Below are 12,095 nucleotides of genomic sequence, written 5' to 3' on the forward strand. Positions count from 1 at the left end.
GAAAGGAGGCGTTTTATGGAAATTCAGGAGATAAGTCTATTTGGCCGTGAAAATGTGAAGGTATTTAAAAAACGTCCGAAAACCATTGGAGAAATTATTCAGAGAAGCAGCGAGCTTCAAGGAGATAAGCTCGCCGTCGTCACCGAAGATCAATCTCTAAGTTATCGGGAATTAGAAGATCAATCAGATGCAATCGCGGCTAACCTTCAAAACCGCGGAATTGCAAAAGGGGATCGTGTTGCAGTTGTCGTCGGCAATCGTGCTGAATTTCCTCTGTTGGTCCTCGCATGCGCAAAAATTGGAGCGATCATGGTTCCGATCAATGTCAAATTAGCAGAGGAAGAGCTGCAGTATATCTTTGGTCATTCCAAGCCGAGCATAATCATCAGTGAAGTAGAGTTTTTTCATAAGGTAGAAAAAGCAAACCAAGGCGCCGCTGCGGTGTCCCTGGAAAACATCTTCGTTATCGATGGCCAGAATTCATATGAACAACTGTTGGTGAAAGGTGGACCTTATCGACAAACGGATGTGGGCGAAGAAGACGGCGTTTTCATCCTGTATACATCCGGAACTACCGGACGGCCCAAGGGTGCGGTGCTGACACATATCAATGTCGTCCACAGTTTGATGAATTATAAATCAGTTTTTGCAACCGATGATACATTTAAAACCCTTATTGCGGTGCCGATGTTCCATGTAACTGGACTGGTCGGCCAATTGCTGCATATGTTCTATGTCGGAGGGACAGTTTACAGTATGCGGCGCTATCAGAACGAAGAATACATCAACCGCATACTTGAACACAAAATCAATTTCCTTTTTAATGTACCGACCATTTTCATCATGATGTCCACCAGTGAAGAATTTCAAAAACACTCGTTTGACTTTGTGAAGAAAGTGGCTTTTGGGGGTTCGCCGATCTATCAGCAAACCTTTGCGATGCTGAAGAAAGCATTTCCGAATGCGCAGTTGCACAATGCCTATGGGGCGACAGAAACCACTTCTCCTGCAACTTTAATGCCATTGGATTATCCCGATTCCAAAGTGACGTCAGTCGGCCTTCCAGTGGAAGTGGGCGATATCAAAATCGTTGATGCGGAAGGAAAAGAATGTCCGACTGGCGAATCCGGTGAGCTTTATATCAAAGGGCCGATGATCATCAAGGAATACTGGGATAACCCGACAGCCAATCAAAGCAGTTTCACAGATGGTTACTGGCATTCCGGCGATTTAGGGATTCAGGACGAAGACGGCTTTATCTATATCCGTGACCGCAAAAAAGACATGATCAACCGCGCAGGCGAGAAAATATTCTCGATTGAAGTGGAAGATGTCTTGAAAGCTCATCCTGATGTAGTAGAAGCTGCTGTCATCGGTGAGCCGGACCCGGTTTTCGGGGAAAAAGTGAAAGCGTTTGTGGTGGGTCCTAAATTGGATGCCGAAGATTTCAGTGCTTTAAAAGAACATTGCCGAAAATCATTGGCGAAATTCAAGGTGCCAGAGGAATTTGAATTGATTGATAGCCTGCCAAGAAATGCTTCCGGCAAAATTTTAAAAAATACATTAAAAACCATAGGGGGAAAAACAAATGCTTAAAGAATTATCACCGAAAGCTGAAGAACTACGAGGAAAATTACTGAAATTCATGGATGATTATGTGTATCCGAACGAAGCGACTGTCGAAAAGTATCTGCAGGAAGCAGAAGACCGCTGGACAATTCCACCGATTATCGAAGAGCTCAAAGAAAAAGCAAAAGAACAGGGCTTATGGAATTTATTCTTAGACCATCCCGAATACGGAGCGGGGCTGTCCAATTATGATTACTCACATCTATGCGAAATTATGGGTCGTTCCCTGATTGCGCCGGAACTGTTCAATTGCAATGCACCGGATACCGGCAATATGGAGGTCTTCGTCAAATATGGAACGGAAGAACAGAAAAAACAATGGCTGGAGCCTTTGCTGCGCGGAGAAATCCGTTCTTGCTTCTCAATGACCGAACCGGCTGTCGCTTCTTCCGATGCCACCAACATCCAGAGCAGCATCGTTCGTGACGGCGATGAATATGTCATCAATGCGAAAAAATGGTGGACTACCGGCGCCATGGATCCTCGCTGTAAAATTGCCATTGTCATGGGGAAAACAGATCCGAATGCAGCCAAGCATCAGCAACAGTCGATGATCCTCGTACCTTTTGATCTACCGGGAGTGGAAATTATCCGTCCGTTGACAGTCTTCGGCTATGACGATGCACCGCAAGGCCATGCTGAAGTCCATTACACCAATGTCCGTGTACCGGCATCGAATATGCTGCTGGGTGAAGGGCGTGGATTTGAAATCGCACAAGGACGCCTAGGGCCGGGGCGCATCCATCATTGCATGCGTGCCATCGGAGCAGCTGAGCGGGCACTGGAGCTGTTATGCAAACGCGCTGACAGCAGAGAAGCATTTGGATCAACTTTAGCGGAAAAGGACGTTATCAGAGAAATCATTGCTGAAAGCCGAATCGAAATCGAACAGGCGCGTCTGTTGACCTTGCATGCGGCCCATAAGATTGATATGGAAGGCGCTAAGGCAGCGCGTAAAGAAATTGCCATGATCAAGATTGCCGCACCGCGCGTTTCGTTGAATGTCATCGATCGTGCCATGCAAGTATTTGGAGGAGCCGGCTTAACGGAAGATTTCCCGCTTGCCGCACATTATGCCAATGCACGCACACTTCGTTTAGTTGATGGTCCCGATCAAGTCCATTTGCGTGACGTCGGGCGCCTTGAACTGCGCGAACAACTCAAAGAAAGTTCAAATGTAAAATAAAGGAGGGGTTTGCAGATGAAGGCTTGGACCGTTGTCCGTATAGGAGATCCACAGGAAGCACTTGAACTTGCAGAGCTTCCGAATCCGGAACCAAAAGCCGGCGAAGTGCTCGTGAAAGTGGAAGCAGCTGCCTTGAATTTTTTTGATATTCTCCAATGCCAAGGGAAGTATCAGGAAAAGCCGGATTTGCCGTTTACACCGGGTGCTGAAATAGCAGGGGTTATTGAAAAAGCAGGAGATGGAGTAGATATCCAACTCGGACAGCGTGTTTTAGCTACTCCTCAATTGCCGAGTGGCGGCCTTGCCGAATGGGTGGTTGTGAAGCAAGAAGGCATATTCCCGATTCCCGATTCACTGTCTTACAGTGAAGCCGCTTCTTTATTCATCACATATCAGACGGCATACTTCGCATTGCACCGGACAGCACGCCTTCAAAAAGGGGAGACATTACTGGTGCATGCGGGTTCAGGCGGCGTGGGTTCTGCAGCAATCCAGCTTGGAAAAGCGGCAGGAGCTACTGTTATCGCGACAGCCGGCAGTGATGAAAAGACAGCCGTTTGCAAAGAACTTGGCGCCGATCAGGTCATCAATTACCGGACGGAAGATTTTGTTGCCATTGTTAAAGAAGCTACGGGAGGAAAAGGTGCCAATGTCATCTTTGATCCTGTAGGCGGTGACACCTTTGACCGATCCAGAAAATGCATCGCCTTTGAAGGGCGTTTACTGGTCATTGGCTTTGCAGGCGGCCGAATTGCGGATGCGCCGACCAATCACGCATTGATAAAAAATTATTCTGTCGTAGGCGTACATTTCGGCCTATTCCGCAATTTGTATCCGGAAGAAGTAATGAAAGCCCATCATGAATTAATGGCTTTGTATGAAAAAGGCGCTATTCAGCCGATGATCTATGAAGAATATCCATTTGAACAGGTTCCGGATGCTTTGGACTTATTAGGTGACCGCAAAACTTATGGGAAACTCGTCGTAAAACCATGAGGAGTATCGACCACAGAGTCTGGACAAAGAACAAAAAATTGCTGCAGATATGGAAACCTCAAGAAGCCATTTCAGAAAAAGTTTTCTTCAATTTAATGGGAAATAGGATTGGTCTTTTGTAAGTGGATGCAAAAAGGTCTTCACAATCACTACATTAAACGGATGGAGGGAAAAAGATGAAATCAAACAAATTTCGCTTTTCAGCAGCTGGTCTCGGTTTAGTGCTTTTATTGTCAGGATGTGGGGGCGGTGGGGATTCGGGCGGCTCTTCATCAGAAGGTGAAACAATTACGCTGCGTGCGGCTACCGGACTCAGTGCCCAGCATGCTTGGTGGGAAGCTTCAATGGTGCCATGGATGGAACGAGTGGAAGAGCTCACTGAAGGCCAAGTCCAATTTGAATCGTTCACCGGTGGAGAACTGGTAGCAGTTCCCGATGAAGCGGAAGCGTTGGAAACAGGTACAGTGGACGTTGCGATCGTCCTGCCGATTTATCAGCCGGATCAATTCCCGATGGCGGAAGTGACAATGTTGCCGCTGAACCATTCGGATACACTGATTGCTTCAAATGCATGGAAAAAACTTCTCGAAAGTGAAGAGGAACTGGCAGATGGCCAGACCTACACCGAAATGCAATTTGGTGATTTCAAAGTATTCCCGATTTCCACTACACAAGAATACTCAATTTCCACAACTGGCCATGAGTTTAAGGCAGTCAGTGATGTAGAAGGCACTTCGCTTCGCACGCCGTCCCGCATCCATGAAATGTATGCTGCAAAGACGGGCATCAACAGTGTAACGATGCCGGCTGTGGAAATTTATGATTCTTTGAGCAGAGGTACATTTGAAGGTGCATTTTACAGCATTGCCGATTGGACAGGCTATGGCTTCCAAGATTTGTTCCGGTACACGTTGACGGGCATCAATTTCGGGCATTTCAATGCGTTTATTGGAATGAGCCAGGAGAAATGGGACGAAATGCCTGACAATGTCCAGGAAGCGATGACACAGGCAAACGAAGAGATTTTTGAGCCTGGTGCGCAGGAGTGGATTACCCGTTCAGAAGAAATCATACCGGAAAATGAAGCGAATGGCGGAAAATTCGTGGATTTTGCGGACCTGGATCCAGCAGTCCAAGACCACTTTAACCAAGGGATTGAAGAAACATGGACAGACTATGCAAAATTGCTTGAAGACAACGGCATGCCAGGAAATGACCTGGTTAAGATGTGGAGAGATCTTCTAATTGAAGAAGGCGGTGAAGTGCCAGAAGCCATTATGAATCTGGAATAGCCGTTTGGGAAAAAGGAATAGCTTATTATCCAAAAGCCATTCCTTTTTCTTTTTATAATTTGATGCAAGGAGGTCTTGAAATGGATAACTTATTGGTCATAGGAATTATTCTGGTAATGATGATAATCCTGTTGGTAACGGGATTGTATATACATTCAGTACTCCTTGCCAGTGGAATAATCGGCTTAATCTTATTGGAAGGCTTTGGAATTCTTCCGGGGCTGCTTGGAAATGAACCCTTTAACCGGGTGGCCAGTTATACGTTAACGACCATCCCCCTATTTGTATTGATGGCTCAGTTTATTCTTCAGTCCGGTTTGGTCCAGGACATTTTTTATATGGTCCATAAGGTTTCTAAAGGGAAAAACAGTTTGCTTGGTGTTTTGACTTTGATTATTGGAGGCATGCTGGGGGCAGTTTCAGGCTCAGGAACGGCAACCTCGGCTTCATTGGGGCAAGTGGCAATTCCGGAACTGCGCAAGCACGGTTACAGTGCACCGCTTGCTGGAGCCATTGCAGCATCAGGGGGCTCTTTATCTGGAATTATACCGCCGAGCATAATTCTGATCCTTTATGGAGTAGCGACTGAGACGCCTGTAGGCAGTCTTTTTGTGGGCGCTTTTATTCCAGGGATATTGACCATGGTTGTTTTTATCCTGGTGATGTTGGTTTACTTCCAAATGGACAGAAAAAAGCACACACAAATTGAGGAACCGGAAATCAAAGATGCACCGTTGCCGGAGAAACTATCTGCTATCCGTTTGATTGTTGTAAGCGTAATTGCTGTCATCATCGTCCTCGTCATATTCGGCGGCATCTATTCGGGTATCTTTACGCCGACTGAGGCGGGAGCTGTGGGTGCTTTTGTCGGTTTGCTTGCGGCATTGGTTCTGGGGAAAGTCAATTTCCAGTTTTTCAAAACCTCGGTTGTTGAAACTGTAAAACTGACAGGAATGGTCATGATCATCATGATCGGTGCGCAAATTTTTGGGCGCTTTGTTTCTTTATCGCTGTTGCCGAGGCGCTTGATTGAATTGATCGAACCAATTATGGATACACCGGTATTGGTGCTGGTTGCTATTTCAGTTGTGCTGTTCATCATGTTCATGTTTATAGAAGGTGCTGCTGTCATTTTGATGTCAATTCCAGTAATCCTGCCCATCATTCAAGAATTGCAAGTCGATATTCTCTGGTTCGGTGTCTTCGTCGCTGTTATCTGTACGATTGGCTTAATTACTCCGCCTGTCGGTTTGAGTGTCTATGCAGTTGCCGGTGTCAGTGGAATCAGTTCAGGATCAATATTCCGCATTGCCATGGTCTTTGCAATCGTCGCTATGGTCATCGTCTGCGGTTTGATGATTGCGTTTCCAGGGCTTGCCACGTGGCTGCCGAATTCCATGTAAGCGATTGAAGGGAGTGGATTTGAATGAACGGTGTATGGAAAGCTTATAAAATATTTCATTACATTAAACTGGCAGGAATCTGGATCAGTGGCATCAGTGTGCTGGTGATGATGCTGTTGATTGTGTATGACGTTGCCATGAGAACCTTCTTTTCGAGCTCGATACGCGGAGGATTTGAGATTATCCAGAATTACATGATGCCTTTGGTCGTCTTTCCGGGGCTTGCCTACGTCTATGCGTCAGGCGTGTTGCCGAAGATGGATTTGATCTTGGAAAAACTGAATGCCACAGCACAACGAATTCTGATTTTCTTCATGTTGCTGCTTGAGTTGTTTGTTCTCGTGCTGATTGTACAATTCAGCTGGGAATATGCCATGAGTGGCCTTGAACGCAAGACCGCGTTTCCCGCTGCTGGAACCTTGTATCCACTGTATCCGCTATTCTTTCTGATTCCTATCGCTTTTGCCATGATCGTGATTGAAAATGTCTTTATTTTAATTAAGAATATTTTAGTCAAAAAGCCTTCTATGGTAATGATTGAAACCGAAGCAAAGCCTGAAGAACTGCTTTGATACTGAAAGAATGAGGTGGTGTCATGAGTCTCCGGGAACGAAAAGTGGCCAAGAAAAAAGAAGATATTCTTCGTTCTGCGAGTTTGGTTATATCACGGAATGGCTATCAGAACGCAACCATGGAAGACATTGCAGCTGAATTGCTGATGACCAAAGGTGCCCTCTATTATTACTTCAAAAATAAAGAGGAAATTCTATACAGTTGCCATGACTTGATTTTGTCGGCAGCCATGGAACAGATGGAAGCGATCTATCAAGAGGAATTATCTTCTATGGACAAAATGAAAAAAGCGATTAAAACGCATCTGGACATTGCGATACGGGAAAAAGAGGTTTTTAACCTGATCGTAAAGCCAGAACAACTTTTTTCGGAGGACAATATCGAAGAAATTATTGAAAAACGTGATCAATATGCACGGATTTTCGACAAGATCATAGCTGAAGGCGTGAAACGGGGAGAATTTACGGTTTCCGATAAAAAGATGGCGCGCATGATTATACTAGGAGCTACGAACTGGGTACAGGTCTGGTATTCGCCAGAAGGAAAGTTCAAGAAAGAAAAGGTAGAAGATATTTATGCTGAATATTTTTTGAAGATGTTGGCTTAAACAAAAACATCCATCCGTGAAAAATATGATGGCTTACAGTCATATCAACCCATTAACAAGATATAAATTCAAAGGAATTGATCGAGATGAGGAAAATCCATGTCATTACCCAAAAAGAAGCGGTGGCAGAAGAAAAGCTAAAAGGCTGTACTGCCGTGGTCATCGATGTTCTTCTTGCGACTTCGACGATTGCTTTTTTGCTCGAAAATAATTTCGAACCGATTTATGCAGTGAAGGACAGTACCCAGGCGATAGAGTTGTCCAAACAACATAGCGAACCCCATATTCTTCTTGGAGAAACTAAAGGGGAATCCATCCACGGGTTTCAATATCCTGATCCTTGCCTGATCAAGCTAAGCGATGCTAAGCAGGCGGCCATCATCTGTTCCACGAATGGCACCATCGCCATTGAAAAGGCGAGCAAGGCAAATGTGCTTTTTATTTCATCCCTTGTGAATGGGCACGTAATTGCAGAGCGAATCCATCTGCAGCAAGATGGTTCGTCTATTGTTCTGGTCTGTTCAGGAAATGATGACCGTTTTTCAATGGAAGACTTCATTGGAGCGGGACAAATTGTGGAACACCTGTTGCGCAAAGGAAGTTACGAATTATCCGATTCCTCGAAACTGGCAAGAGAGGCTTATCTTCATGCACAGGAAAATTCATTCAAGGAGTTATATGAATGTGAAACAGCGCATTTATTAAAACGCTTCAACTTTACAGACTCAGTGGAATTTGTGCTAAGGCATTACGAAACAGTGGACGTGGTCCCGTTGTTTACTGACGGAAAAATTGTAAACGACCATCAAAAAGTACCCACTAAAAGACTATGAGGAGGAAGGCCGGTGCAGAAAGAACAGTGGACAATGATTGAGCTCGAGCGCCAGGAGATGGTGGCAGTGCTGACTTTGAACAATCCGCCCTTGAATGTGCTGACAGACGAATTGCTGAACCAGTTGAACGAAGCTATTAGTGAAATCGATCAGGATCAAGAAATTCGGGCGATCGTGCTTCGGGCAGCTGGAGAAAAAGCCTTTGCGGCCGGCGCTGACATTCGTCAATTTCCGAGTTTGACGAAAGACAGCGGCATAGAACTGGTGGAAAAAGGAAAAAAGATGTTTGATAAGCTGGCAGGCGGAAAACCGGTTGTTTGTGCAGTACATGGCTTGGTTTTAGGAGCAGGGCTGGAATTGGTGCTTGCCTGTGATATCCGGATTGCTGAAGAAAATTCAAAATTAGGTCTGCCGGAAACCGGACTTGGTATTTTACCAGGGTACGGTGGCACACAACGTTTGGCGCGCCTTGTCGGTGCCGGAAAAGCAAAAGAACTGATTTTATCAGGTGAACTTTTGTCAGGCACAGAAGCATACGAAACGGGCTTGGTGGAAAAACTGGTGCCGCAGGGACAAGCGTTTGAGAGCGCTGTAAAGTTGGCAAAGTCAATAGCATTGAAGGCGCCGTTGGCAGTCGCGAATGCTAAGAGAGCAATCGATGAAGGATTGGAATTAAGTTTAGCCGCAGGCCAGGATCTGGAGACGCAATTGTTTTCAGAACTTGCTGAAACACAGGATATGCAAGAGGGTGTCAAAGCGTTTACTGAAAAGCGAAAGGCTGATTTTCGTGGACACTAAATTTTGAAGGGAGATGGAGCGATGAAGAGCATTGCGATTGTGGGTGCAGGAATTATGGGGAATGGCATCGCCCAGGTAGCTGCAGAAGGGAATTATAAGGTTTTCTTGTATGACGTGAATGCCGAAGGGCTGGAAAAAGGGATAGCGAGAATCGAGAAGACCTTAAGCAGGAATGTCGAGAAGAAGAAAATCGATCAAAGCCAAAGCGATGAAATTCGCGGAAGAATTACACCGACGGGAAATATCAATGATTTGAAAGATGTCGATTTGGTCATCGAAGCGATCATCGAACAAATTGAACCCAAAAAGAGTTTGTTGACTGAACTTGATGGGATCTGTAAACCTTCTACTATTTTCGCATCCAATACATCAGGGTTGAGCATTACCGAAATGGCCAGCGCTGTAAGACGGAGCGATAAAGTGATCGGCATGCACTTCTTTAATCCGGTACCGGTGATGCAATTGGTTGAAATTATAAGAGGTGAACAAACGAGTGACGAAACGTTTAAAATTGCGCACCAAGTGGCCGAACGTTTCAATAAAACTGCGATATCGGTTAAAGAAGCACCATTATTCGCAGTCAATCGCATATTGACGCCGATGATCAACGAAGCGATTTTTGTCCTATCGGAAGGCATCGCATCTGCAGAGGATATTGATAAAGGAATGATGCTGGGTGCCAGCCATCCGATCGGACCGTTAGCTTTAACGGATTTGATCGGTTTGGACACGATGTTGTTTGTAGCAGAGACGCTCTATAACGAAACCAATGATTCGAAATACCGCCCAGCACCGCTTTTGAAGAAATACGTGCGGGCCGGCCGTTTGGGACGCAAATCAGGACAGGGATTTTTTACATATGACTGATAATCAGGGAGTGGATGGAATGAGTGCGACAGAAAAAACGGTGGAACCGATCGACTGGAAGAAAGTCGAAAATTACTTGCGTAAGTCGATACCGGGATTGCCTGAAGGGAAAATGGACGTTCAGCAATTTTCGGAAGGGTATTCAAACTTGACCTATCTGGTGCGGATCGGCACTTGGGAAGGCGTCCTGAGACGTCCGCCTTTTGGGGAAGTGCCGCCGCGTGCCCATGATATGGAAAGGGAATATCGGATGCTGGAGAAAGTGAATCCGGTCTTCCCTTTGGCACCGAAGCCATATATTTATTGCGAAGATCCAGAAGTTATGGACAAGCATTTTTACGTTATGGAGAAAAAGCAAGGTGTCGTAATCGACGATCAACTTCCCGAATCCTACGGAAGTTCAGAGCAGGTTGGGGAGGCGATTTCAAAAAATGTAATCAGAACCCTTGTTCAGCTGCAATCCATCGATTACCGGGAAGCAGGACTGGCCAGTATGGGCAAGCCGGAAGGATTCATGGAACGGCAGGTAAAAGGGTGGATCAAGCGCTATAGCCAATCCAAAACAGAGGAAATTCCGGCTTTGGAGGAATTGGAGCAGTGGCTGTCGGCGAATATCCCGGTCAATCCGGAAACGACGATTGTCCATAATGATTTTAAATTGAACAATATGGTTCTCGACCAAGAAGACCCGGGGAAAGCCGTCGGCATATTGGACTGGGAATTGTCGACCATCGGCGACCCGTTGAGTGATTTGGGGTCTACGGTAGCTTACTGGGGTGAACCGGATGATCCGGATATGGGCATCAACATCGTTACAAGCCAGCCCGGGTTTTTCAGCAGGAAAGAATTTATTGAAGAGTATGCCAAACAAAGCGGCCGTGACGTTTCAAACGTGAATTACTATGTGACATTCGGTTTTTATAAACTTGCCGTTATCTTGCAGCAAATTCATTATCGTTGGAAAATTGGAGAAATCGACGACGACCGTTTCAGCAACTTGAACCAAGCCGTTTCAAATTTAATGGATATGGCTAACCTGACAAGAAACGGCCAATTGATTTAACGACAACTCATAAAAAGCAGGTGGGTTCATGAGTGCGCAAGGGATGGTTTTTGACTATGCTCCTTTTACGATAGAAGCAGGGAAGATAAGAGAATTTGCGAAGGCGTTGCAGCTGGGAAATCCGGTCTATATGGACGCTGAAGTGGCTAAAGCAGCAGGGTATCGGGGAATACCGGCTCCTCCTACTTTTATGACGGTTATCGACTATTGGAATGAACGCAATTTCTATCAACTTTTTTCAGAATTCCTCAAGTTGGATCCAAATAATGTGCTTCACGGCGAGCAAACATATGATTATCACGAATTGATCGTGGCCGGCGATGTCATTACAGCGCAAGTGTCTGTAAAAGAGCAGTTCCATAAAAAAGGAAAGAACTTCTTCTTATTGGAGACGGTTTACAGAAACCAATGGAATGCAATAGTGGCAACAGGGCGAACGACCCTCATTGAAGTGCTGGAGGTGAGCATATGACAGAGCTCCCGGCCATCATTAAAAAACCCCTTGCTGCGATTGATCTCGTGATATACTCCGGTGCTTCGGGCGATTTCAATGAAATCCACACCGTTCCTGCTGTTGCCCAAGAAAAAGGGCTGGCTGATATTATTGCACATGGCATGTTCGTCATGGGCTGGGCAGCTGCGGCAATCGAGGAATGGTTTCCAGAGCGGGAGCTGCAATCTTTTAGCGTTCGCTTTCAGGCTGTCACGCATCCGGGGGCAGAACTCGTCATCACCGGGTCTATGCGGACTGAAAACGAAGGGGAAATCCATATTAAAGACTCGCAGGGCCAACCTAAACTAATGGGTACATTTGTATTAAAGAACGGCTCTGCCTAGTTAAAAAAGAC

The 12,095-nt window shown here is 45.7% G+C and carries 13 protein-coding genes; all 13 read left to right on the top strand.

Features of this window, described 5'->3' with window-relative positions; all coding sequences use genetic code 11:
• Positions 1–15 precede the first annotated feature (15 nt).
• Positions 16–1,596: a class I adenylate-forming enzyme family protein gene (locus tag QMA04_RS02900; RefSeq protein WP_203338906.1), complete on the top strand. Its 1,581-nt coding sequence runs from the start codon at positions 16–18 to the stop codon at positions 1,594–1,596.
• Positions 1,589–2,815, top strand: coding sequence for an acyl-CoA dehydrogenase family protein (locus tag QMA04_RS02905; RefSeq protein WP_203338907.1), 1,227 nt, complete (start codon positions 1,589–1,591; stop codon positions 2,813–2,815). The genes QMA04_RS02900 and QMA04_RS02905 overlap by 8 nt, the downstream gene beginning before the upstream one ends.
• Before the next feature lie 15 nt (positions 2,816–2,830).
• Positions 2,831–3,811, top strand: coding sequence for an NADPH:quinone oxidoreductase family protein (locus QMA04_RS02910; RefSeq protein WP_290183905.1), 981 nt, complete (start codon positions 2,831–2,833; stop codon positions 3,809–3,811).
• A gap of 176 nt (positions 3,812–3,987) precedes the next feature.
• On the top strand, positions 3,988–5,103 hold the full coding sequence (dctP, locus tag QMA04_RS02915) for a TRAP transporter substrate-binding protein DctP (protein WP_290183906.1): 1,116 nt from the start codon (positions 3,988–3,990) through the stop codon (positions 5,101–5,103).
• A gap of 80 nt (positions 5,104–5,183) precedes the next feature.
• Positions 5,184–6,506, top strand: coding sequence for a TRAP transporter large permease (locus QMA04_RS02920; protein ID WP_203338910.1), 1,323 nt, complete (start codon positions 5,184–5,186; stop codon positions 6,504–6,506).
• A 23-nt stretch (positions 6,507–6,529) separates the two neighbouring features.
• Positions 6,530–7,078 carry a TRAP transporter small permease gene (locus QMA04_RS02925; RefSeq protein WP_203338911.1) on the top strand — a complete coding sequence of 183 codons (549 nt, stop codon included), beginning with the start codon at positions 6,530–6,532 and terminating at the stop codon, positions 7,076–7,078.
• Positions 7,079–7,101: 23 nt separating this feature from the next.
• On the top strand, positions 7,102–7,686 hold the full coding sequence (locus tag QMA04_RS02930; protein WP_203338912.1) for a TetR/AcrR family transcriptional regulator: 585 nt from the start codon (positions 7,102–7,104) through the stop codon (positions 7,684–7,686).
• An 86-nt stretch (positions 7,687–7,772) separates the two neighbouring features.
• Positions 7,773–8,519 (top strand): 2-phosphosulfolactate phosphatase, encoded by a 747-nt coding sequence (locus tag QMA04_RS02935; protein WP_290183907.1) that lies wholly within the window; start codon positions 7,773–7,775, stop codon positions 8,517–8,519.
• A 12-nt stretch (positions 8,520–8,531) separates the two neighbouring features.
• Positions 8,532–9,317: an enoyl-CoA hydratase/isomerase family protein gene (locus QMA04_RS02940; protein ID WP_290183908.1), complete on the top strand. Its 786-nt coding sequence runs from the start codon at positions 8,532–8,534 to the stop codon at positions 9,315–9,317.
• A gap of 21 nt (positions 9,318–9,338) precedes the next feature.
• On the top strand, positions 9,339–10,184 hold the full coding sequence (locus tag QMA04_RS02945; protein ID WP_290183909.1) for a 3-hydroxybutyryl-CoA dehydrogenase: 846 nt from the start codon (positions 9,339–9,341) through the stop codon (positions 10,182–10,184).
• Positions 10,185–10,203: 19 nt separating this feature from the next.
• Positions 10,204–11,247, top strand: coding sequence for a phosphotransferase family protein (locus tag QMA04_RS02950; RefSeq protein ID WP_290183910.1), 1,044 nt, complete (start codon positions 10,204–10,206; stop codon positions 11,245–11,247).
• A gap of 28 nt (positions 11,248–11,275) precedes the next feature.
• A complete protein-coding gene (locus tag QMA04_RS02955; RefSeq protein WP_290183911.1) occupies positions 11,276–11,719 on the top strand; it encodes an FAS1-like dehydratase domain-containing protein in 444 nt (147 codons plus the stop codon).
• Positions 11,716–12,084, top strand: coding sequence for a MaoC/PaaZ C-terminal domain-containing protein (locus QMA04_RS02960; RefSeq protein WP_290183912.1), 369 nt, complete (start codon positions 11,716–11,718; stop codon positions 12,082–12,084). Before QMA04_RS02955 ends, QMA04_RS02960 begins: the two co-directional genes overlap by 4 nt.
• Positions 12,085–12,095: the final 11 nt, after the last annotated feature.

Origin of the sequence: Planococcus sp. APC 3900 (assembly GCF_030407735.1) — a bacterium.
Taxonomy (GTDB): domain Bacteria; phylum Bacillota; class Bacilli; order Bacillales_A; family Planococcaceae; genus Planococcus; species Planococcus notacanthi.